Origin of the sequence: Pseudomonas sp. GLN_2, from assembly GCF_043106005.1 — a bacterium.
GTDB lineage: Bacteria > Pseudomonadota > Gammaproteobacteria > Pseudomonadales > Pseudomonadaceae > Aquipseudomonas > Aquipseudomonas alloputida.
This window is the reverse complement of sequence record NZ_JBICMC010000005.1, coordinates 1-23,215: the sequence shown is the minus strand read 5'-3', so window position 1 is coordinate 23,215 and position 23,215 is coordinate 1. Positions and strand designations below refer to the sequence as shown.

The window sequence follows — 23,215 nt, the reverse complement described above, 5'->3', positions numbered from 1 at the left end:
TCCTCGAACAGGCCTGATACATAGATGCAACCGGGTTCCTATGTTCAAAAAAGCAGCTAGACAGTGTGGGCGAGTACATACATAGGAGCGGGTTTACCCGCGAATGGGCCGCAGCGCGGCCCCGAGCGATCCGTTCAGAAGTGAACCTTGACCAAGAAGCTCATGGTGTTCTGGTCGGTAGTGAAGGCATCGCTGTCCTTGATGCCGTACTTGTTCTTCCAGTAATCGTACTCAACACCCACATACAACTGCTTCTCGCCCAGGTGCAGCGCCTTGCCCAGGTCATACTTGATCTGCGGGTTGAAGTGCAGGTTGGCCTGGTAGGTGCCGCGGCGGTTCTCGTCGTTGTCCACCACCCAGTCCATGAAGCCGTCGATCAGCACGTCGGAGTCACCGACCGGAATGGTGTACGACCACACCGGGGTGATCTGCCACACGTTGTCGCCCGCGCGGCTGCCGTCGGTGGTGCGGTTGTAGAAGTTCAGCTGGAAGTAGTCGAAGCCCGGGATGGCCAGGTCGAAGCCCGGACCGATCAGGTAGGACTCGGTGTCACCCTCGCCAAACTCGTAGGTCATCGCCAGCAGTACGTCCTTGACCGGGCCAAACTCGATCTTCTGGTCGAAAATCTTGCCGAACGACAGGCGTGGGCTGATCTCACCGTAGTAGGTGTTCGGGCCGTTGCCGGCGTCTTTCTGGCCCTGGTAGAAGATCTTGTCGACGAAAATGAAGTTGTCGCCGTACTTCCAGCCATCGGCGTGCTCGAAGGTGACGGTTTGCTGAATCGCCGGGTTGACCTTGAAGTTCTTGCCCCACAGGTAGGTCAGGCTGTTGTTCTGCCATTGCAGCAGGTCGCCGCCGAAGGTGGTGCCGCAGGCCAGCAGGCCGCCGGCGAGGATCAGGCTGTTGATGGTACGCATTGCGAGTGTCGCTCCCTTGATTGATCTGTTGTCAGCGCTCGTTGCCGGCGCTTTTTTGTCTTTTGAGTCAGCTTTTTTCGATAGGCCACAGCTGTTTGGCAAGGGTCGAGCCAACTTTTCCGGGTTGGCAAAACCTTCCTGCTCGACTTCGTTCTGAACGGATGAAAAGGGTCTTTCAGGCTGGCAACACGTTGGCCAACCGCCCGTATTCATTGACTGAGCGGTCAGTAAACGCAGGCAGAATCCGTTCTGCCCTGATCGAGGGGGCGCGCAGATTACTGGCTTGCGCGCCGCGCCTCAAGTGCTCCGTCCTGGAGCGGGGTGATTCAAACTTGTGCGTTTGGTCAACTTCCTAGAAGTGCACCTTGATCAGCGCACTGGCCACGCTCTGGTTGCTGTCCAGGTTGCCGCGGCTGTCAATGCCGTACTTGTCTTTCCAGTAGCTGTATTCAAAGCCGACGTAGAGCTGCTTGGCGCCCAGGTTCAGCGCCTTGCCCAGGTCGTATTTGACCTGCGGGTTGAAGTGCAGGTTGGCGTGATAGGTGCCACGGCGGGTCTGGTCGTTGTCGGTAACCCAGTCCATGTAACCGTCGATCAGAATGTCTGACCGGCCGACAGGGAGGGTGTACGACCAGCCAGGGGTAATCTGCCAGACGTTGTCACCGGGGCGGCTGCCTTCGGTGTTACGCACGTAGAAATTGAGGGTGAAATAGTTGAAGCCGGGGATGTTCAAGTCAAAGCCGGGGCCGATCAGGTAGGCCTCGTTGTCGCCTTCACCGCGCTCGTAGGTCATGGCCAGCAGCACATCCTTGATCGGACCGAAGGCAAGCTTGCGGTCGAAGATCTTGCCCAATGACAGGCGTGGGCTGAACTCGCCGTAGTAGGTGGTCACACCTTTGCCGGGGTCGGCCTTGCCGTTGTAGAAGATCTTGTCGACGAACATGAAGGTGTCGCCGTACTTCCATTTGTTGGCGTGCTCGAAGGTGATGGTCTGCTGGATATCAGGGTTGACCTTGAAGTCCTTGCCGTACAGGTAGGTCAGGCTTTCGCCGTGCCACTGCAGCCATTCGCCTGCGTGCGAGGGTAGGGTGGCCAGCAGGCTGCTGCCCAACAACAGGGACGTGGTGATGCGCTTCATGTTGTGATTCCCGGACTTATTGTTTTTGTTGGCGGTTTTTTTGGCGCGCAGGCGCCCCGGGCGACCCATTCCGGCGGGTCGACGGCGTAGCGGTTACTGCAGAGGTAAATGAGGGGCGGTCATGCACCGCCCCTTTTGGCTCAATGCTGGTGACAGACGTCGTTGTGCATTGCGCGGTCGGCACCGCCAAGGATGTTGAACAAAACGTTCAACACCAGGGCACAGACCGTGGCCATGGCGATACCGCTGTGGGTGATGGGTTCCATCCACTGTGGCATCTGGGCAAAGAACTCCGGACGCACCACGGGGATCAACCCGAAGCCGACGCTCACGGCAACCAACAGCTGGTTGCGGCGGTCGCCGATGTCCGCCTCCTGAAGAATCTTGATCCCGGTGGCGGTGACCATGCCGAACATGGCGATGGACGCGCCGCCCAGTACTGCGGGCGGGATCGAGGCAATCAGGAAGGCCGCCTTGGGCAGCAGGCTGAGCAGGATCAGCAGTGCACCGGCCACGATGGTGACATAGCGGCAGCGCACCCCGGTCATCTGCACCAGGCCGATGTTCTGGGCGAACGAGGAGTGGGTGAAGGTGTTGAAGAAGCCCGCAATGAACGACGCACCGGCATCGCACAGCAGGCCGCGACGCAGCATGCCAGGGGTGACTTCGCGATCGGTCACCTTGCCCAGGGCCAGGAACATGCCGGTGGACTCGACGAAGATGATCACCACTACCAGGCACATGGACAGGATCGGCGCCAGGCTGAAGGTCGGCATGCCAAAGTGCAGCGGGGTGACCACCTGCAACCACGGTGCTTCATTCAGACCCGACAGGTCGACCATGCCGATGGAGCCGGCCAGGATGTAGCCAAGACCCATGCCCACCAGTACCGACACGTTGACCCAGAAACCGCGCATGAAGCGGTTGATCAGCAGGATCACGGCCAGTACCAGGCCGGCCACCAGCAGGTAGATCGGCGAGCCGAACGTTTGAGCGTCTTGGCCGCCACCGGCCCAGTTGACGGCCACCGGGAACAGCGACAGGCCAATCGAGGTGATCACCGTACCGGTGACCAGTGGGGGGAAGAAGCGGACAACCTTGGACATGAACGGCGCGATCAGCATGCCGAAGAACCCGGCAGCGATGGTCGCGCCGAAGATCCCCTGCAGGCCCACGCCGGGCATGCCGGCCATGGCCACCATGCTGCCGACGGCAGCGAAACTGGCACCCATCATCACCGGCATGCGGATGCCCACCGGGCCGATACCGAATGACTGGATGATGGTAGCGACGCCAGCGACCAGCAGGTCGGCGTTGATCAGGAAAGCGACTTCTTCACGGGACAACCCGGCGGCCTGGCCGATGATCAACGGCACGGCGATCGCGCCACCGTACATCAGCAGAACGTGTTGCAGGCCAACCAGGAACAGTTGGAACAGGGGCAAGGGTTCTCGCGGCGGCGCAATGGGGATATACGCCTTGCGTGACTCGGACATGCAGCACCTCGAGTTTTGTTTTTATTCTCGGATCCAAGCGGCAGGCTTCATGCCTGCGCGCTCGATGCTTGCTTGTTGCGTAACACATGGAGCTTGAGGCTGGGGCTACCGGCCTCTTCGCGGGCAAGCCCGCTCCTACAAGGGATGTGCAATCCCCCGATTTGCGGGTCAGCCCACCCCTTCAGGGAAAGGTGATTCCCTTGGGGGCGGGTTGCCTGGCGAGGTGCTGTCAGTTGACCTGGGCGCCTTTGGCGATCCAGTCGCCGACGAGCTTGCGCTCTTCGGTGGTCATCTGGGTAATGTTGCCCAGCGGCATGATCTGGCTGGCAACCGCTTGCGCCTGAATGCGCGCGGCCTGGGCCTGGATCTGCTGCGGAGTGTCGAACATCACGCCGGCAGGGGCGGTGCTGAACAGTGGGCTGGTCGGCTTGGACGAGTGGCACACAGTGCAGCGTTCCTGGATGACATTGTGGATCTTGTCGAAGTCGCCACCTCCGGCCTGGGCAGCGGCCTGGGCCGGTGCCTGCGCAGGTGCGGCGGGTGCTTCGGCAGCCTTGGCGGCGTCCTCGGCACGCTGCTCGGCAGCGGTCTTGCCACCTACCGCAGTTGCTGGCAGCGGTTGGTACTCGATCTTCGCTGCGGCTTGCTCAGGGCTTACGGCCATCGGTTTCGGGCCGGTAACGTAGGCCAGGCAGATCATCGCCAAGGCGCCGACGGGCAGGGTCCAGGCGTACTTGTTGCTGTCGTGGCGGGTGTTGAAGTAGTGGCGGATCAGCACCGCGGCTACTGCGATACCGGCCAGGATCAGCCAGTTGTACTGGCTACCGTAGGTGCTCGGGAAATGGTTGCTGATCATGATGAACAGCACCGGCAGGGTGAAGTAGTTGTTGTGACGCGAGCGCAGCAGGCCCTTGGCCGGCAGTACCGGGTCGGGCGTCTGGTTGTTCTCGATCGCCGCCACCAGCTGGCGTTGGGCCGGCATGATGATGCGGAACACGTTACCGACCATGATGGTGCCAATGATCGCGCCGGTGTGCAGGTAGGCACCACGGCCGCTGAACACCAGGCTGAAGCCCCAGCAGGCAGCGATGATCAGCACGAACAGCACACCACCGAGCAGCGCTGGCTTCTTGCCCAAGGGCGAGTCGCACAGGAAGTCGTAGATGAACCAGCCCGCGATCAGCGAGCCGATACCGATGGCCACGCCTTCGGCACCGCTCAGGGTGCTGCCCGGTGCCAGCAGGTACAGGGTCGGGTTCCAGTAGAACACCACGCACAGCAGGGCGATACCGGACATCCAGGTGAAGTAGGCTTCCCATTTGAACCAGTGCAGGTTCTCGGGCATTTTCGGGGGGGCGAGCTTGTATTTCTCCAGGTGGTAGATACCACCGCCGTGAATCGCCCAGAGATCACCCGACAACCCATCGCGCGGGTTGCTTCGGTTCAGGTGGTTCTCCAGCCAGACGAAGTAGAACGATGCACCGATCCAGGCGACGCCGGTGATCATGTGAACCCAGCGAATGCTCAGGTTCAGCCATTCGTGAAGGTGTGCTTCCACAGTATGTACCTCTGCCAGTCACCGAGAAGATGACTGACCTTTTCTTATTGGTGGGGATTGAGGATCAGCATCTGTTCCTCGGTGAAGTAATGCTCATCGCAGTTGTTGCCAGAACCACTGCGATCAACCACCAGGAAATCATCCCGCTTTTCGATCGTCAGCACCGGGTGGTGCCAGACGCCGCGATGGTAATTAACGCCCTGCCTGCCATTACTGCGGAAGGCTCGGACCAAGCCTGATACAGGTGCATCGCCAACGGGCGCGACCACGATCAGAAAGGGGTTGCCGAGCAGCGGGATGAAAGCCTGGCTGCCCAGCGGATGGCGTTCCAGCATGCGCACGGTCAGCGGCATGTCCTGCGCGTCGGCGCGGAAGATGCTGATGATCGCCTTGTCTTCAGGCTCGGCGGTTTCGACCGTGGCGAGCTTGTGAAAGCGCATGGTCGAGCCGTTGTTGATCATGAAGTGGTCGCTGCCGTCGGTTTCGATCACGTCTCCGAACTGGGCGAAGGCTTCTTTGGTCAAGGGCTCGATCATCAGGGTGCGCATGCGGTTATCTCTTCTATTGTTCGTTTTCTGAATAAGGTTCGGCTGTTGCTTACAGCTGCAGCAGGCGGAACAGGGCGATCAGGTTGATCTGCGCCAGGGCTTCCTTGAATTCGGCATCGGCATCGTTGTGGATGCGTTTTTCAAAGGCGGCGAGAATCTGGTGCCGGTTGCTGCCCTTCACCGCCATGATGAACGGGAACTGAAACTTGGCTTTATAGGCATCGTTCAGTTCGGTGAAACGGGCGAACTCCTCGGCGGTGCACTGGTGAATGCCGGCGCCAGCCTGTTCGTTGGTGCTCGATTCGGTCAGCTCGCCCTGGATGGCGGCCTTGCCTGCCAGGTCCGGGTGAGCATTGATCAGCGCCAGCTGGTCAGCGTGGTTGGCGCTGAGCAGGATGTCGCTCATGCGCTGGTGCAGCGCCTCGATCTCGTCCAGCTCGCCCAGTTGGCCCAGGTCATAGGCTTTTTCGGCAACCCACGGCGAGTGCTCGTAGATGTCGGCGAAGGCCTTGACGAAGGCGTCGCGGTCCAGGGTGGAGGGTTTGAGGGTATTGAAGGCGGTCATCAGGCGTTCTCTTTCTTGTACGGGTGGGTGGCGTGCCAGTGGCGGGCGATATCCACGCGACGGGCGAACCAGACCTGGTCATGACTTTTTGCGTAATCGACGAAGCGCTTCAGTGCAGCCAGGCGTGCCGGGCGGCCGACCAGGCGGCAGTGCAGGCCGATGGAAAGCATTTTCGGTGCGTCGGCGCCTTCGGCGTACAGCACATCAAAGGCGTCTTTCAGATACTGGAAGAACTGCTCGCCGCAGTTGAAGCCCTGTACCTGGGTGAAGCGCATGTCGTTGGTGTCCAGGGTGTAGGGGATCACCAGGTGCGGCTTGCCGGTGGGGTTGTTCGGCTCCCAGTAGGGCAGGTCGTCGTCGTAGGTGTCGCTGTCATAGAGGAAACCACCTTCCTCCATCACCAGGCGGCGAGTGTTCGGGCCGGTACGGCCGGTGTACCAGCCCAGCGGGCGCTCGCCGGTGAGTTCGGTGAGGATACGGATGGCTTCGAGCATGTGCTCGCGCTCCTGGGCCTCGTCCATGTTCTGGTAGTCGATCCAGCGGTAGCCATGGCTGCAGATCTCGTGGCCGGCTTCGACCATGGCGCGGATCACGTCGGGGTGGCGCTGGGCGGCCATGGCCACGGCGAAGATGGTGAGTGGCACGCCGCTGTCCTTGAACAGCTTCAGCAGGCGCCATACACCGGCACGGCTGCCGTATTCATACAGCGACTCCATGCTCATGTTGCGCTGGCCCTGCAGGGGTTGGGCAGCGACCATCTCGGACAGGAAGGCTTCGGATTCCTTGTCACCGTGCAGGATGTTGCGTTCGCCACCTTCCTCGTAATTGAGGACGAAAGACAGCGCGATGCGGGCGTTGCCCGGCCATTGCGGGTGAGGAGGGTTGTTGCCGTAACCGATCAGGTCGCGAGGGTAATCAGCGCTCACTGCAGTCTTCCTTCTTGTGCGTTAGTGCGGGGGGTGGGCGGGCCGCGTCGGTATGTCGCACCACCGGATGGGCTGATTGTATACAACTTCTGAAATCTTTTGTAAGCCTGTTTTTCCGCATTTCTTCCCTTTTGTCGCCTCGCAGCGACCTGGAAATACAGTGCAAGAAACCTGCCTGTTTGGTCAGCTAATGAGGTTGGCATCGTTATGGTGCGTGTATTTGCGACCGATGGGTCGTTTATGGGCAGCAAAGGGAGGGTGTGACAGAAGGGATCAAAAAATTGTGTACAATCCTTGGCTGGAATGTCTTAATAACGTCATTCCCGCCTGCCGCAGGCGCTAAGCTGGTGCGATGGCTGAGTATTTTTTGCCCACAGATTGAACAAGAGGCGACACGCAATGGGACGTTTGACCACACACGTACTGGATGCCGCGCATGGCTGCCCGGGTAGCTCGATCAAGGTCGAGCTGTACCGCGTCGAAGGCCAGCAACTGGAGCTGGTGAACACCGCCCTGACCAACAGCGATGGCCGCGTCGACGCGCCGCTGTTGCAGGGGGACGATTACCGCACTGGCGTTTACCAGTTGCAGTTCAGCGCTGGGGATTACTACCGCGCCCGTGGCGTGCAATTGCCGGCCCAGGCGTTTCTGGATGTTGTCGTGCTGCGCTTTGGCATCGACGAGTCGCAGGAGCATTACCATGTGCCGCTGCTGATTTCGCCGTACAGCTATTCGACCTATCGTGGAAGCTAGTTGGTCGCTAGAAGAATCTTCGTAGGTCCTTTGGCCCGCTCTCACACTGGCGGGCTTTTTTTCGTCTGCTGTTTTTGTGTGGCCTGTGCCGGCCTCTTCGCGGGTGAACCCGCTCCTACGGGCGACCGCGCAGGCCTTTCAAATGTTGAGCAAGGGCGCCATATCGTGGCGTCCCAACAAGGCGTTCGCGCGTCCCTCGCAGGCATTAATGGGCCGGAACAAGCGTAGGAGCGACCTTGCTCGCGATGCGCCGCGCGTGCGGCGCTCGATTTCGAAAACACTGGAAATCTAAAGCCAAGCGCCCTTGCTCAGAGGAACACGAACTTGGCAATGAAGATTGCGCACAGTACCCACAGGCTGGCCGAGATTTCCTTGTACTTGCCGGTACCTGCCTTCAACGCGACGTAGGTGATGAAACCCAGCGCGATACCATCGGCAACGGAGAAGGTCAGCGGCATCATGATGACCGTGACAATCGCCGGAATGCTGTCGGTGGCTTCGTCCCAATGGATGTGCGCCATGCTGCCCATCATCAGCATTGCCACGTAGATCAGCGCGCCTGCTGTCGCGTAGGCCGGGATCATCCCCGCCAGCGGGGCGAAGAACATCGCTGCGACGAACAGCAAGCCGACCACCACCGCCGTCAAACCGGTACGGCCACCTGCGGCGACACCTGCGGCACTCTCCACATAACTGGTCACTGGGGGCACGCCGACCACAGCACCGAATACGCTGGAAGCACTGTCGGCCTTCAAGGCGCGTGACAGGCCTTCGATACGCCCGTCCGGCGCTACCAGGTTCGCTCGCTGGGCAACCCCCATCAGCGTGCCGGCAGTGTCGAACATGTGCACGAACAGGAACGCCAGCACCACGCTGATCATGCTGACATTGAACACGCCAGCCACGTCCATGGCCATCCAGGTCGGTGCCAGGCTTGGGGGCATCGACATCACCCCGCCAAACTTGACCAGGCCCAGGCCCCAGCCCGCCAGGGTGACGCCCATGATGCTGATCAGGATCGCGCCGAATACCCGCTTGTAGCTGAGGATGGCGATCAGCAGGAAGCACACGGCCGCCAGCAGCGGCCCCGGCTCATGCAGCGAGCCCAGCTTGATCAGGGTGGCGGGGCTGTCGACGATGATGCCTGCGGTCTTCAGGCCGATCAGCCCGAGAAACAATCCGACGCCGGCCCCCATGGCATGGCGCAGACTGACCGGGATGCTGTTGAGCAGCCATTCGCGCACTTTCGACAAGGTCAGGAACATGAACAACACGCCGGAGACGAATACCGCCCCCAGCGCCGTTTCCCAGTTGTAGCCCATGGTGCCAACCACGGTGTAGGTAAAGAAGGCATTGAGCCCCATGCCCGGCGCCAGGCCCACCGGCCAGTTGGCGTACAGGCCCATCAGCAGGCAGCCCAGCGCGGCGGCGATGCAGGTGGCGACAAAAGCGGCACCATGGTCGATGCCGGCGTCGGCCATGATGTTGGGGTTGACGAAGATGATGTAGGCCATGGTGATGAAGGTGGTCACCCCAGCGATCATTTCGGTTTTGACAGTGCTGCCGTGTTGCTTGAGTTTGAAAATCCGCTCCAGCCAGCTCGTTTCGAGCGGTGGGGCAAGATCCAGCGTAGGGGCTTCGGATTTGCGGCTTTCCACAGCGAGTACTCCTCAAGTCGTTCTTGTTGTTATGGAGCCAGTTTTCCTGAGCGATGCACTTGGCGGCTCCGCGGGGAAGGCAGACGTCTGACCGTTTTGTTGACTCATAGGTCAAGAAGTTGCTCGGTGGATTATGCTTTTGTGTACAAATAAAGCAAATAATGTTTTATGTTTTGTGTGCGCAATGCGTCGTACAACGGCTATATAGGTAAAACGCCCCCTGCGGAATCGCCTCAGCCTGTGTACAATGGCGCCATACTTTCTCTTCGTGCCTCGAGAGCCCATGAACGAACAGCTGCAACCTCTGAAAAAACCTGCACGAGTCGGCAAGGCCGGCCGCAGCGGTACCCAGGACGACATCGTCTACGCGCATATTTTCGAGGCGATCCTCGAGCAGCGTCTGGCTCCGGGCACCAAGTTGAGCGAGGAAGCGCTGGGCGAGATCTTTGGCGTCAGCCGCACTATCATCCGCCGCGCCTTGTCGCGCCTGGCCCACGAAAGCGTGGTGCTGCTGCGGCCGAACCGCGGCGCGGTGGTGGCAAGCCCGACTGTAGAAGAGGCGCGCCAGGTGTTCTTCTCGCGGCGCATGGTCGAACGCGCCATCACCGAGCTGGCGGTGCAGCATGCCACCCCCGATCAGCTCAACGAGCTGCGGCAGATGGTGCGTGAGGAGCGCGACAGCTTTTCGCGCGGTGACCGGGGTGCCGGCATTCGCCTGTCCGGTGAGTTCCACCTCAAGCTGGCCGAAGCGGCGGGCAATGCACCGCTGGTGAGTTTCCAGCGCAGCCTGGTATCGCAGACTTCGCTGATCATTGCCCAGTACGAAAGCGGCAACCGCTCGCACTGCTCTTACGATGAGCACATGCAACTCATCGATGCCATCGAGGCGCGCGATGCCGAGCAGGCCGTGAGCCTGATGATGCATCACATGGACCACATCGACAGCAAGCTGAACCTGGACGAGGAGAGCGCCTCGGACGATTTGCATGCGGTGTTCTCGCATCTATTGAAAAAGCCCAAGGTTTCCGTCAAGGGTTGATCGTTTGCCGGTGTAATCGTGGGGCTGCACGGCAGCCTCCAGCCGCTACTGGCCATAACCCAAAGGTCTGCTAAATTCTTGTGAGCAAACCTTCATCAAGCAGTTGGGCTTGCGCATTCGTTGCGTTCAACTTCTTGAGGAATGGATTCATGAGCATGTCCCTCGGTAAACGCATGGGTGCCGAACTGATCGGCACCTTCTGGCTGGTCCTTGGTGGCTGTGGCAGTGCGGTACTCGCAGCCAGTTCCCCCGTCGGCATCGGTGTGCTCGGTGTCGCCTTCGCCTTCGGCCTCACCGTACTGACCATGGCCTTTGCCATCGGCCATATCTCTGGTTGCCATCTAAACCCTGCGGTGTCGTTCGGGCTGGTGGTCGGCGGGCGCTTCCCGGCCAAAGAGCTGCTGCCTTATGTGATCGCCCAGGTGATCGGTGCCATCCTGGCGGCCGGGGTGATCTACCTCATTGCCAGCGGCAAGGCCGGGTTCGAGCTGTCTTCGGGGTTGGCTTCAAACGGCTACGCCGACCATTCGCCTGGTGGCTATACGCTGGGTGCGGGTTTTGTCAGTGAAGTGGTGATGACGGCGATGTTCCTGGTGGTCATCATGGGGGCGACCGACGCCCGCGCACCGGCAGGTTTTGCACCGATCGCCATCGGCCTGGCCCTGACCCTGATCCACCTGATCTCGATCCCGGTGACCAATACCTCGGTCAACCCCGCGCGTAGCACGGGGCCGGCCTTGTTCGTCGGTGGCTGGGCCCTGCAGCAGCTGTGGCTGTTCTGGGTGGCGCCGCTGATCGGTGCTGCAATCGGCGGCGCGCTGTATCGGGGCCTGGCGAAAGAACCTTAGCGCTGGTGCACGCAGCGCCCGGCGGCGTAGGTTTCACGCACGGTACGGTCATCGCCCAGGGTGGTGAGCACGAACAAGGTTTCTTCGATGCTGTTGGACTGCTGGATGCGATAGTCCAGCAGTGGCGTGGCCTTGTAGTCCAGCACCACGAAGTCGGCATCGTTACCCGGGCGCAGGCTGCCGATACGGTCGTCCAGGCGTAGTGCGCGGGCGCCGCCGAGGGTAGCCAGGTACAGCGATTTGTACGGGTGCAGGCGCGCGCCTTGCAGCTGCATCACCTTGTATGCCTCGTTCAGCGTGTTCAGCAGAGAGAAGCTGGTGCCGGCGCCAACGTCGGTACCCAGGCCCACGTTGACCTTGAACCGCTCGGCCTGGGGCAGATTGAACAGGCCACTGCCGAGGAACAGGTTGGAGGTGGGGCAGAAGGCCACGGCCGAGCCGGTTTCGGCCAGGCGCTGGCACTCGTCGTCGCACAGGTGCACGCCGTGGGCGAACACCGAGCGCTCGCCCAGCAGCTCGAAGTGGTCGTAGACGTCCAGGTAACCCTTCTGCTCGGGGAACAGCGACTTGACCCAGTCGATTTCCTTGAGGTTTTCCGACAGGTGCGTGTGCATGTACACGCCCGGGTGCTCCTTGAGCAATTGGCCGGCCAGGGTCAACTGTTGCGGCGTGCTGGTCGGGGCGAAACGCGGGGTGACTGCATAGTGCAGGCGGCCTTTGCCGTGCCAGCGCTCGATCAGTGCCTTGCTTTCGGCATAGCCGGACTCGGCGGTGTCGGTCAGGTAGTCTGGGGCATTGCGGTCCATCATCACTTTGCCGGCGATCAGGCGCAGGTCCAGGCGCTCGGCCTCTTCGAACAGGGCGTTGACCGATTCCGGGTGCACGCTGCCGAATACCAGCGCAGTGGTGGTGCCGTTGCGCAGCAGTTCCTTGAGGAAGATCTTCGCCACCTGGTCGGCGTGGCCTTTGTCGGCGAACTGCTTTTCGCATGGGAAGGTGTAGGTGTTCAGCCAGTCCAGCAACTGCTCGCCGTACGAGCCGATCATGCCGGTCTGCGGGAAGTGGATGTGGGTATCGATGAAGCCCGGGGTGATCAGCGCGTCCTGGTAGTGCTCGACCGGGATGCCGGCATCCAGCGTCGGCAGCAGTTCACTGGCGTGCCCAACGGCGCTGATGCGGCCATCGTCGACCACCAGCAGGCCGTCTTCGTAGTATTCATGGGAAGCCTCCAGGCCCACCTCGGCCGGGTCGGCAATGCTGTGCAGGATGGCGGCACGGTAGGCTTTGCGGGTAACGGTCATAACACACTCGTCAAATGGCTTGGCTGCGCCGGGAGGGCGGCAGCAACTGGGCGATGGGGCCGGCATTGGCGGCAGCGTCATGCTGGCCGAAGCAGGCGTTGTAAGTGGCAATGATTTCACCGGCGATGGACACGGCGATCTCGATGGGCAGCTTGCCCTTGACCTCGGCCAGGCCCATCGGGCAGCGCATGCGGGCCATGACGGCCTCGTCGAAGCCTCGCTCGCGCAGGCGGTGCTCGAACTTGACCCGTTTGGTCTTCGAGCCGATCAGGCCGAACCAGGTGAAATCGTTGCGCTTGAGAATGGCGGCAGTCAGTTCCAGGTCGAGCTGGTGGTTGTGGGTCATGACGATGCAGTAGCTGCCGGGTGGCAGGTCTGCGACTTCGTCGACCGGCTCTTCACTGACCACTTTGGTCACCCCGTTGGGGATGAGCTCGGGGAATTCCTGTTCACGCGAGTCGATCCAGCGCACCCGGCAGGGGAGCGCCGCGAGCAAGGGTACCAGAGCCCTGCCGACATGGCCCGCGCCGAACACGGCGATCTGAGCCTGCACGGCGGCCATGGGTTCGAACAGCAGCACGGTCACGCCGCCGCAGCACTGGCCCAGGCTGGCGCCGAGGCTGAAGCGCTCAAGGTGCGGCGTGGTGCGCTGCGCTTCGAGCATTTGCCGGGCGATGTGCAGCGCCTTGTATTCCAGGTGGCCGCCGCCGATGGTGTCGAACAGACCGCTGGCGCTGACCACCATCTTCGAGCCGGCATTGCGCGGGGTCGAGCCGCGTTCCTCGATGATGGTCACCAGCACGCACGCTTCGCCACGGGACTGGTGGTCGGCGAGGGCGTTGATCCATTGGTGCATGATGCAGATCCTCTTCAGGTCAACGCGGTCCGCTTCTTTGTGGGAGCGGCCTTGTGTCGCGATAGGGGCGCGAAGCGGCCCCAGAATATTTAAAGCAACATACATATTTGGGGCTGCTGCGCAGCCCTTTCGCGACACAAGGCCGCTCCCACAGAAAAAGCGGAGCGCGGCGTTACTGGGTGACGGTTTCCAGCTCCGGTTCTGCGGACTGAGTGGCAGCCACCGCCTTGCGCATCTGCTCGCAGCCCCACAGCACTCGCTCAGGCGTAGCTGGCGCATCCACCTGCGGCTGCACGCGGTAGTTGGCGAGGCTGGCCACGGCATCCTTGATTGCACACCAGGCAGCGATGCCGAGCATGAACGGGGGTTCGCCCACGGCTTTGGAGTGGAACACGGTGTCTTCCGGGTTCTTGCGGTTTTCCACCAGCTTCACCCGCAAGTCCAGTGGCATGTCGGCCACGGCCGGGATCTTGTAGCTGGCCGGGCCGTTGGTCATCAGCTTGCCTTTGGCGTTCCACACCAGCTCTTCGGTAGTCAGCCAGCCCATGCCCTGGATGAAACCGCCTTCCACTTGGCCGATGTCGATCGCAGGGTTCAGCGAATCGCCCACGTCGTGCAGGATGTCGGCGCGCAACATCTTGTATTCGCCGGTCAGCGTATCGACGATCACTTCCACGCAGGCAGCGCCAAAGGCGAAGTAGTAGAACGGCCGGCCGCGTGCCTGGCTGCGGTCGTAGAAGATTTTCGGCGTGCGGTAGAACCCGGTGCTGGACAGTGACACCTGAGCGAAGTAAGCCTGCTGCACCAGTTGCTCGAAGCTGACGATCTGGTCGCGCACCCGCACATGGCCGTTGCGGAATTCGACGTCTTCCTCGGTCACCTGATAGTGCCGTGCGGCAAACTCGGTCAGGCGTTTCTTGAGGATTTCGGCCGCGTTCTGCGCCGCCTTGCCGTTCAGGTCTGCACCACTCGACGCTGCGGTTGGCGAGGTGTTGGGTACCTTGTCGGTGTTGGTGGCAGTGATCTGGATGCGGCTGAAATCAACCTGGAAGATCTGCGCCACCACCTGAGCCACCTTGGTGTTCAGGCCCTGGCCCATTTCGGTGCCGCCGTGGTTCAGGTGAATGCTGCCGTCGGTGTAGATATGGATCAGTGCACCGGCCTGGTTGAGGAAGGTGGCGGTGAACGAAATGCCGAACTTGACCGGTGTCAGTGCCAGGCCTTTCTTCAGGATCGGGCTGTTGGCGTTGAAGCGGCGGATCGACTCGCGGCGTTCGGCGTAGTCGCTGCTGGCTTCCAGTTCGGCGGTCATCTCCTCGAGCATGTTGTGCTCGACGGTCTGGTAGTAGTGGGTGACGTTGCGTTCGGTCTTGCCGTAATAGTTGGCCTTGCGCACGTCCAGTGGGTCACGGCCCAGATGACGGGCGATATGGTCCATCACCTGCTCGATGGCGACCATACCCTGTGGGCCGCCAAAGCCGCGGTAGGCGGTGTTGGAGGCGGTATTGGTCTTGCAGCGGTGGCCGTGGACGGTGGCATCGCCCAGGTAGTAAGCGTTGTCGGAGTGGAACATGGCACGGTCGACGATCGAACCGGACAGGTCGGGCGAATAGCCGCAATTGCCGGCCAGGTCGAAATTGATGCCGTGCAGCCGGCCGTTGTCGTCGAAGCCCACGTCATACTCGACGTAGAACGGGTGGCGCTTGCCGGTCATGGTCATGTCTTCGACCCGCGGCAGACGCATCTTGGTTGGCTGGCCGGTCAGGCGCGCGACCACCGCGCACAGGCACGCCGGGCTGGCGGCCTGGGTTTCCTTGCCGCCAAAACCGCCACCCATGCGGCGCATGTCCAGCACCACCTTGTTCATCGGCACATCGAGTACTTCGGCAACCAGCTTCTGCACTTCGGTGGGGTTCTGCGTGGAGCAGTAGACGATCATGCCGCCGTCTTCGGTGGGCATCACCGAGGAAATCTGCGTTTCCAGGTAGAAGTGCTCCTGGCCGCCGATGTGCAGGGTACCCTGGATGCGGTGCGGGGCACTGGCCAGGGCGGCAGCGGAATCGCCACGTTGATGGGTGTGGCTGTCGAGCACGAAGTGCTTCTTGCGCAGCGCATCGACCACATCCAGCACCGGCTCCAGGTCTTCGTACTCGACGATGGCGGCCATGGCCGCTTTGCGTGCGGTTTCAAGATCCCGGGCTGCAACGGCAAGCACCGGCTGGCCGAAGAACTCGACCTTGTCGATGGCCAGCAATGGGTCGCCGGCCACTACCGGGCCGATGTCTTTCAGGCCGGGGATGTCTTCGTGGGTGATGGCAATGCGCACACCCTCGAAGGCATAGCACGGCGTGGTGTCGATGCGCAGGATACGCGCATGGGCGCGGTCGGCGGTGCGGGCATAGACGTGCAACTGGTTGGGGAACTCCAGGCGATCGTCGATGTACACAGCCTCGCCGGATACATGCTTGTCGGCGCTGTCGTGCTTGACGCTGCGGCCGACCCCGGTGGTCAGGTCCTGGCTGAACAGTTCGGCCATCTCGGCCTGGCTCTTGGCTACGTGATGGTTAGACATAAGCGGTCACCCGGGTTTCGATGTGCGGCGTTTGCTGTTCGATGAAATACTTGCGCAGCAGGTTCTGCGCGGTCAGCAGGCGGTATTCCTTGCTGGCGCGGAAGTCGCTGAGCGGGGTGAAGTCCTCGGTCAGGGCCTGGCAGGCGCGCTCGATGGCGGCCTGGTTCCACGGCTTGCCGCGCAACGCTGCCTCGCAGGCACGGGCGCGCTTGGGAATCGCCGCCATGCCGCCGAAGGCGATCCGCACACCGCTGACCACACCGTCTTCGATGCTCAGGTTGAAGGCTGCGCACACGGCGGAGATGTCGTCGTCCAGGCGCTTGGACACTTTATAGGCGCGGAACGCCCAGTCACTGGAGGCGCGCGGTACGATGATTTTCTCGATGAACTCGCTGTCCTGGCGAGCCGTGATGCGGTAGTCGATGAAGTAGTCTTCCAGTGGCATCACCCGTTGGCGTTCACCCTGGCGCAGCACCACCTGCGCGTCCAGGGCGATCAGCAGGGGTGGCGAGTCGCCGATTGGCGAGGCGTTGCCGATGTTGCCGCCGAGGGTGCCCTGGTTGCGTATCTGCAGCGAGGCAAAGCGGTGCAGCAGGGCGCCGAAGTCGGGATATTCCTCGTTAAGCGCGCCATAGCAGTCGGTGAGCGGGGTGGCGGCGCCGATTTCCAGGTGGCTGGCGGTTTTCTCGATGCGCTTGAGCTCGGCCACGTGGCCGACGTAGATCATCACGGGCAAGGTCTTGTGGAACTGGGTGACTTCCAGCGCCAGGTCGGTACCACCGGCCAGCAGTCGCGCTTCAGGGTGCGAGCTGTACAGGTCGGCCAGATCCGCCACGGTCAGCGGCACCAGGCAGCGCTTGTCGCCGCTGTTCAGCTCGCCGGTCTGGGTCGGGGCAATGGCCTTGAGGCGGCTGATGGTTTGCGCCTGCTGGGCATCGAACTGGTCGCGGCAGGGCTGGCGGCAGCTCTGCTCGGCGGCGTCGAGGATCGGCCGGTAACCGGTGCAGCGGCACAGGTTGCCAGCCAGGGCTTCCTGGGCCTGGTGCAGGTCAGGGCCGCTGCTGTTCTTTTGCAGGGCGAACAGCGACATGACAAAGCCGGGGGTGCAGAAGCCGCACTGCGACCCATGGCAATCGGCCATGGCCTGTTGCACGCTGTGCAGCTGGCCTTGGTGCTTGAGCCCCTCGACGCTGATCAGTTGCTTGCCGTGCAGCGACGACACAAAGGTCAGGCACGAATTGAGGCTGCGGTAGCGCAGGCTGTCGTTGCCTTGGTCGTCCTGGCTCAGTTCACCGACCACCACGGTGCACGCACCGCAGTCACCACTGGCGCAGCCCTCCTTGGTGCCGGGTTTGCCCAGGTGCTCGCGCAGGTACTGCAGCACTGTCATGTTAGGGTCCAGGGCGTGCTCACTACGCAGCTCCTGGTTGACGAGAAACTGGATCACGGGGATGGCCTCGCAATGGTTTTATTGTTGTTGGGCGGACTCTAAGCAAGACCTGTCTAGCAGGTCAATATTTTTCTGACTCAAGGGTCAAGAAAATGCACATGTCCATGCCCAGCCGCACACACTGCCTCTATTCCAAGCATAGATCGCGCCGGGCGCGTGGCTGTCTGAAAGGTCAAATAAACCACCTGGCCCCTCTGCGCGATTACCGCCCAAGTACGCTACAATTCGCCCCTTGTGCCCAGTTCAATGATTTTGAAGGAAAACCATGACGTTCAAGGCCCCGGACAGCCTCTCCGAGCAGATTGCCGATTACCTGGCCGAACGCATCATCCGCGGCGAGCTGGCGCCAGGCGAACGTATTCAGGAGCAGAAGGTTACCCAGGCGCTCAACGTCAGCCGCGGCTCGGTGCGCGAAGCACTGCTGATCCTCGAACGCCGCCATCTGGTGGCGATCCTGCCGCGGCGTGGTGCCCATGTCACCGAACTGGACGAACGCAGCGTTCGTAGCCTGTGCTCGCTGATGGGCGAGTTCTACATCCTGCTGGGCAACGCGGTTGCGCAAAAATGGCGCACCGAAGCCGACCTGCGCCCGTTTCTGGAGATCCAGCAGCGGCTGCAGCGTGCCCATGACCAGCTCGATATCAAGACCTTCGTCGCCGACAGTTTTGCGGTCATGCGTGCGGCCTATCCGTTCGCCGACAACCCGTTCCTGCAGGAAACCGTGGAAAACCTGCAGCCGGCCATGAGCCGTGCCTATTACCTGTCGCTGGACCAGCGCCAGGCCAACATGATCGACTATCTCGACCTGTTCGCCCGCCTGCTCGAAGCCGTGGTCTCCCGCGACCTGCCGCGCATTCGCGAGGTGCTCACCGCCTATGGCCAGCGCAGCTGCGAACTGGTGCTGGCGGCACTGGCCAGAGGCTGACCGATGCGCCTGAAGTGCATTCGCCTGGCCGGGTTCAAGTCGTTCGTCGACCCGACCACAGTCAACTTTCCCAGCAACATGGCGGCCGTGGTCGGCCCAAACGGCTGCGGCAAGTCCAATATCATCGACGCGGTGCGTTGGGTGATGGGCGAGAGTTCGGCGAAAAACCTGCGCGGCGAGTCGATGACCGACGTCATCTTCAACGGCTCCAGTGGCCGCAAGCCGGTCAGCCAGGCCAGTATCGAACTGGTGTTCGACAACAGCGAAACCACCCTGGTCGGCGAGTATGCCGCCTACGCCGAGATTTCGATCCGCCGCAAGGTTACCCGCGACGGGCAGAACAGCTATTACCTCAACGGCACCAAGTGCCGCCGGCGTGACATCACGGATATTTTCCTCGGGACGGGTCTGGGGCCGCGCAGCTACTCGATCATCGAGCAGGGCATGATCTCCAAGCTGATCGAGGCCAAGCCCGAGGAGCTGCGCAACTTCATCGAGGAAGCGGCGGGCATTTCCAAATACAAGGAGCGCCGCCGCGAAACCGAGAACCGCATCCGCCGCACCCAGGAAAACCTGGCGCGCCTGACCGACCTGCGCGAAGAGCTCGAGCGCCAGCTGGAGCGTCTGCATCGCCAGGCCCAGGCCGCCGAGAAGTACCGTGAGTACAAGGCTCAGGAGCGCCAGATGAAAGCGCGCCTGTCTGCCTTGCGCTGGCGAGACCTGGACGAACAAGTCCGCCAGCGCGAATCGGTGATCGGCGATCAGGGCGTTTCTCACGAGGCACTGGTGGCCGAGCAGCGCAATGCCGATGCCAGTATCGAACGCCTGCGCGACGGTCATCACGAACTGTCCGAACGCTTCAACCAGGTGCAGGGCCGTTTCTATTCGGTGGCCGGTGACATCGCCCGGGTCGAGCAGAGCATTCAGCATGGCCAGCAGCGCCTGCGCCAGTTGCAGGACGACTTCAAGGAAGCCGAGCGCACACGCCTGGAAACCGAATCGCACCTGGGGCACGACCGTACCTTGCTGGCAACACTGAGCGAAGAGCTGGCCATGCTCGAACCCGAGCAGGAAATGACCCTGGCTGCTGCCGAGGAAGCCGCTGCCGCGCTTGAAGAGGCCGAGCTGGGCATGCACGGCTGGCAGGAGCAGTGGGACAGCTTCAACAGCCGCTCCGCCGAACCGCGCCGCCAGGCCGAAGTGCAGCAGGCGCGCCTGCAGCAGCTGGAAACCAGCCTTGAGCGCCAGGCCGAGCGCCAGCGCAAGTTGGTCGAGGAGCGCGAGCAACTGGGCAGCGACCCGCAGGATGCCGCCATGTTCGAACTGGCCGAGGAATTGGCCAGCAGCGAAATGCTGCTGGAGGAACTGCAGCTCTGCGAAGAGCAGGTGATCGAGCGCCTGGAAAGCGCGCGCGAGCAAATGCAGCAGGCCACCCAGGCGCAACAGCAGGCACAGGGTGACCTGCAGCGTCTGGGCGGGCGCCTGGCCTCGCTTGAAGCCTTGCAGCAGGCCGCCCTGGAGCCGGGCGCGGGTGCTGCGCAATGGCTGCACGGCCAAGGGCTGGAGCAACAGCCGCGGCTGGCCGAAGGCTTGCGGGTGGAGCCGGGTTGGGAGCTGGCGGTAGAGACGGTACTTGGCGCCGATCTGCAGGCTGTGCTGGTGGACGATTTCAACGACCTCGATTTTGCGGGCCTGGAACAGGGTGAGCTGCGCTTGCTGCTGGCCGTCGGCGCGGGGGCGACGTTGCCCGGCAGCTTGCTGGAGAAGGTCGAGGGCCGTATCGACCTGGCGCCCTGGCTGGGCCAGGTCAGGCCTGTGGAAGACCTGGCCCAGGCACTGGAGCAGCGCGCGTCGCTCGGCGAAGGGCAGAGCCTGGTCAGTCGCGATGGCTACTGGGTCGGCCGGCACTTCCTGCGGGTACGCCGAGGTGGCGAGGCCGAAGGCGGCGTGCTGGCGCGTGGCCAGGAAATCGAACGCCTGGGCCAGGAACAACTGGAACAGGAAGCGGCGCTGGAACAGCTCGATCAACAGTTGCAGGCCCTGCGCGAGCAGCAATTGGACCTGGAGGAGCAGCGCGAACAGTTGCGCCGCCGCACCCAGGATGAAAACCGCCTGCACGGCGAGCTGAAGGCCAGTCTTTCGGCCAGCCGCGCGCGCGCCGAGCAGGTCGAGTTGCGCCGCCGCCGCTTGCACGAAGAGCTGAGCGAGCTGGAAGAACAGCGCGCCCTGGAACACGAGCAACTGGGCGAAGCGCGCCTGCTGCTGCAAGAGGCTTTGGAGCTCATGGCCCAGGACACCGAGCAGCGCGAACAGTTGATGGCCCGCCGCGACACCCTGCGCGAAAGCCTTGACCGGGTGCGTCAGGAGGCCCGCCAGCACAAGGACCACGCTCACCAGCTGGCGGTGCGCCTGGGGTCGTTGCGTGCCCAGCACGACTCCACCCGCCAGGCGCTGGAGCGTCTGGAGCAGCAAGCTGCGCGCCTGACCGAGCGCCAGGAACAACTGAGCCTGAACCTGGAGGAGGGTGAAGCCCCGCAGGAAGAACTGCGCCTGAAGCTGGAGGAGCTGCTGGAGCGGCGCATGAGCGTCGACGAGGAAATGCGCCTGGCTCGCCTGCACATGGACGAAGCTGACCGCGAACTGCGCGATGCCGAAAAACGCCGCACCCAGGCCGAGCAGCAGGCCCAGCTGCTGCGTGGTCAACTGGAGCAGCTGCGCCTGGAGTGCCAGGGCCTGGATGTGCGGCGCAAGACCCTGCAAGAGCAGTTGCTGGCCGACGGCTATGACCTGCAAGGTGTGCTCGCCACCCTGGAAACCGAGGCCAGCGAGCAGGGTACCGAACAGGAACTGGAGCAGCTTGAGGCACGCATCCAGCGCCTGGGGGCGATCAACCTGGCGGCCATCGAAGAATACGAGCAGCAGTCCGAGCGCAAACGATACCTGGACGCTCAGGACGCCGACCTGGTCGAAGCGCTGGAGACCCTCGAAAACGTCATCCGCAAAATCGACAAGGAAACCCGCAACCGCTTCAAGGATACCTTTGATCAGATAAATGCCGGATTACAGGCACTTTTCCCAAAAGTTTTCGGTGGTGGCAGCGCTTATCTGGAACTGACGGGCGAAGATCTACTCGATACAGGGGTAACGATCATGGCGCGACCGCCGGGCAAGAAGAACAGCACCATCCATCTGCTGTCCGGCGGCGAGAAGGCACTGACCGCTTTGGCGCTGGTGTTTGCCATCTTCAAGTTGAACCCCGCACCGTTCTGCATGCTCGACGAGGTCGATGCACCGCTGGACGATGCCAACGTCGGGCGCTACGCGCGTCTGGTCAAGGAAATGAGTGAAAGCGTGCAGTTCATCTACATCACCCATAACAAGATTGCCATGGAGATGGCGGACCAATTGATGGGGGTGACCATGCATGAGCCGGGTTGTTCACGCCTTGTTGCAGTTGATGTGGAGGCGGCCATGGCCATGGTCGACGCTTGATGCACGACGATAGGGGCACATTCTGCAGCGAAATGCCCCCGCCGTGTGCGACAGACGGTGTAAAGTTGTCTTTGGTCGTGCTAGCTTAATGTCACTCGTTTTTTGCGTGGGTAAAACGCCTGTCAGAACATAGAGTTGGCGCCACGTGTTAAAGGGCTTTGAACCCTTTGTTTTCAAGCATATTTTTATAGAGGCACGGGATTACATGGAAATCGGTCTGCGCGAGTGGCTGATCCTCATCGGCATCATTGTTATCGCCGGGATTCTTTTCGACGGCTGGCGCCGCATGCGCGGCGGGAAAGGCAAGTTGAAATTCCGTCTGGATCGCAGTTATTCCAACCTACCGGACGAAGAGGGTGGCAGTGCCGAGGTACTCGGCCCGTCGCGCGTGCTCGATACCCACAAGGAGCCTGAGCTGGACGAAAGCGACCTGCCGTCGCTCAGCGCGTCTGCGCGTGATCGCGAGCGTGAGCCCAAGCCGGTCAAGGCCAGCAAGCGCGGCAAGCGTGCCAGTGCGGCTGCCGATGTGCAGCAGGGTGACCTGAACCTGAGCGCCGAGCAGCGCGAGCCCGACCTGTTTGCCGACAGCGATGACGACTTTGCCGCCGACAACAACCGTAGCAGCGGCGCAGCGCCTGCCAGCAGCAGCGTCAAGGAGTTGCCACCCGCCGAAGAGGTGCTGGTCATCAGCGTGATCTCCCGCGACGAGGGTGGCTTCAAGGGCCCGGCGCTGCTGCAGAACATCCTGGAAAGCGGCTTGCGCTTCGGCGAAATGGACATCTTCCACCGCCACGAGAGCATGGCCGGTCACGGCGAGGTGCTGTTCTCGATGGCCAACGCAGTCAAGCCCGGCGTGTTCGACCTGGACGACATCGATCACTTCAGCACTCGCGCGGTGAGCTTCTTCCTCGGCTTGCCGGGCCCGCGTCATCCGAAGCAGGCTTTCGACGTGATGGTTGCCGCGGCACGCAAGCTGGCCCATGAACTGAACGGTGAGCTCAAGGATGACCAGCGCAGCGTGCTGACTGCCCAGACCATCGAGCACTACCGCCAGCGTATCGTCGAGTTCGAGCGCCGCGCGCTGACCCAGAAACGCTGACAGATCCAGACGAAAGAGCAGCCTGAGGGCGTGCTGGCCGGTTCGGGTATCGTCGTTGCCTGTGCCGGCCTCTT

18 protein-coding genes are annotated in these 23,215 nt (G+C 62.0%); 6 read left to right on the top strand and 12 right to left on the bottom strand.

The genetic code is table 11. The features are described 5' to 3' along the window. Positions 1-134 precede the first annotated feature (134 nt). The 7 genes from ACF8Q6_RS01330 to puuE form a co-directional block, all read right to left on the bottom strand. On the bottom strand, positions 135-917 hold the full coding sequence (locus tag ACF8Q6_RS01330) for an outer membrane protein OmpK (RefSeq protein WP_012051676.1): 783 nt from the start codon (positions 915-917) through the stop codon (positions 135-137). A gap of 352 nt (positions 918-1,269) precedes the next feature. Then, positions 1,270-2,055, bottom strand: a complete 786-nt coding sequence (locus tag ACF8Q6_RS01325) for an outer membrane protein OmpK (protein WP_003254337.1) — start codon at positions 2,053-2,055, stop codon at positions 1,270-1,272. A gap of 140 nt (positions 2,056-2,195) precedes the next feature. Further along, a complete protein-coding gene (locus ACF8Q6_RS01320) occupies positions 2,196-3,551 on the bottom strand; it encodes a nucleobase:cation symporter-2 family protein (protein ID WP_003254336.1) in 1,356 nt (451 codons plus the stop codon). Positions 3,552-3,780: 229 nt separating this feature from the next. Then, entirely contained in the window at positions 3,781-5,109 is a 1,329-nt protein-coding gene (locus ACF8Q6_RS01315) for a urate hydroxylase PuuD (RefSeq protein ID WP_014590201.1), read from the bottom strand. A 44-nt stretch (positions 5,110-5,153) separates the two neighbouring features. Continuing rightward, on the bottom strand, positions 5,154-5,657 hold the full coding sequence (locus ACF8Q6_RS01310; protein WP_003254333.1) for an ureidoglycolate lyase: 504 nt from the start codon (positions 5,655-5,657) through the stop codon (positions 5,154-5,156). Positions 5,658-5,706: 49 nt separating this feature from the next. After that, positions 5,707-6,222 carry a 2-oxo-4-hydroxy-4-carboxy-5-ureidoimidazoline decarboxylase gene (gene uraD / locus ACF8Q6_RS01305; RefSeq protein ID WP_010955031.1) on the bottom strand — a complete coding sequence of 172 codons (516 nt, stop codon included), beginning with the start codon at positions 6,220-6,222 and terminating at the stop codon, positions 5,707-5,709. Then, the gene (gene puuE / locus ACF8Q6_RS01300; protein WP_392492567.1) at positions 6,222-7,148 is read right to left on the bottom strand and encodes an allantoinase PuuE; all 927 of its coding nucleotides are present in this window, start codon (positions 7,146-7,148) and stop codon (positions 6,222-6,224) included. Before puuE ends, uraD begins: the two co-directional genes overlap by 1 nt. A 399-nt stretch (positions 7,149-7,547) precedes the next feature. Between puuE and uraH the strand changes: the two genes are divergently transcribed. Then, positions 7,548-7,901 carry a hydroxyisourate hydrolase gene (gene uraH, locus ACF8Q6_RS01295; protein WP_003254328.1) on the top strand — a complete coding sequence of 118 codons (354 nt, stop codon included), beginning with the start codon at positions 7,548-7,550 and terminating at the stop codon, positions 7,899-7,901. A 308-nt stretch (positions 7,902-8,209) separates the two neighbouring features. Here uraH and ACF8Q6_RS01290 read toward each other — a convergent pair whose 3' ends face one another. Next, positions 8,210-9,559: an NCS2 family permease gene (locus tag ACF8Q6_RS01290; protein WP_392492566.1), complete on the bottom strand. Its 1,350-nt coding sequence runs from the start codon at positions 9,557-9,559 to the stop codon at positions 8,210-8,212. A 283-nt stretch (positions 9,560-9,842) separates the two neighbouring features. Between ACF8Q6_RS01290 and ACF8Q6_RS01285 the strand changes: the two genes are divergently transcribed. Both ACF8Q6_RS01285 and aqpZ read left to right on the top strand, forming a co-directional pair. Beyond that, a complete protein-coding gene (locus tag ACF8Q6_RS01285; RefSeq protein WP_004577063.1) occupies positions 9,843-10,598 on the top strand; it encodes a GntR family transcriptional regulator in 756 nt (251 codons plus the stop codon). A 149-nt stretch (positions 10,599-10,747) separates the two neighbouring features. Continuing rightward, a complete protein-coding gene (gene aqpZ / locus ACF8Q6_RS01280) occupies positions 10,748-11,446 on the top strand; it encodes an aquaporin Z (RefSeq protein WP_012051680.1) in 699 nt (232 codons plus the stop codon). Here the strand turns inward: aqpZ and guaD are convergent. The 4 genes from guaD to xdhA form a co-directional block, all read right to left on the bottom strand. Then, positions 11,443-12,747 carry a guanine deaminase gene (guaD, locus tag ACF8Q6_RS01275; RefSeq protein WP_003254322.1) on the bottom strand — a complete coding sequence of 435 codons (1,305 nt, stop codon included), beginning with the start codon at positions 12,745-12,747 and terminating at the stop codon, positions 11,443-11,445. The genes aqpZ and guaD overlap by 4 nt on opposite strands. A gap of 10 nt (positions 12,748-12,757) precedes the next feature. Then, a complete protein-coding gene (xdhC, locus tag ACF8Q6_RS01270) occupies positions 12,758-13,603 on the bottom strand; it encodes a xanthine dehydrogenase accessory protein XdhC (protein ID WP_003254321.1) in 846 nt (281 codons plus the stop codon). A 172-nt stretch (positions 13,604-13,775) separates the two neighbouring features. Beyond that, on the bottom strand, positions 13,776-16,175 hold the full coding sequence (xdhB, locus tag ACF8Q6_RS01265; protein ID WP_012051681.1) for a xanthine dehydrogenase molybdopterin binding subunit: 2,400 nt from the start codon (positions 16,173-16,175) through the stop codon (positions 13,776-13,778). Further along, a complete protein-coding gene (gene xdhA, locus ACF8Q6_RS01260) occupies positions 16,168-17,622 on the bottom strand; it encodes a xanthine dehydrogenase small subunit (RefSeq protein ID WP_392489702.1) in 1,455 nt (484 codons plus the stop codon). The genes xdhB and xdhA overlap by 8 nt, the downstream gene beginning before the upstream one ends. Positions 17,623-17,890: 268 nt before the next feature. Between xdhA and ACF8Q6_RS01255 the strand changes: the two genes are divergently transcribed. The 3 genes from ACF8Q6_RS01255 (at position 17,891) to zipA (ending at position 23,141) form a co-directional block, all read left to right on the top strand. Further along, the gene (locus tag ACF8Q6_RS01255) at positions 17,891-18,550 is read left to right on the top strand and encodes a GntR family transcriptional regulator (RefSeq protein ID WP_003254317.1); all 660 of its coding nucleotides are present in this window, start codon (positions 17,891-17,893) and stop codon (positions 18,548-18,550) included. A 3-nt stretch (positions 18,551-18,553) separates the two neighbouring features. Then, positions 18,554-22,042, top strand: coding sequence for a chromosome segregation protein SMC (smc, locus tag ACF8Q6_RS01250; protein WP_392489701.1), 3,489 nt, complete (start codon positions 18,554-18,556; stop codon positions 22,040-22,042). Between the two features lie 205 nt (positions 22,043-22,247). After that, positions 22,248-23,141 (top strand): cell division protein ZipA, encoded by an 894-nt coding sequence (gene zipA / locus ACF8Q6_RS01245; protein WP_003254313.1) that lies wholly within the window; start codon positions 22,248-22,250, stop codon positions 23,139-23,141. The last annotated feature ends 74 nt before the right edge of the window (positions 23,142-23,215 follow it).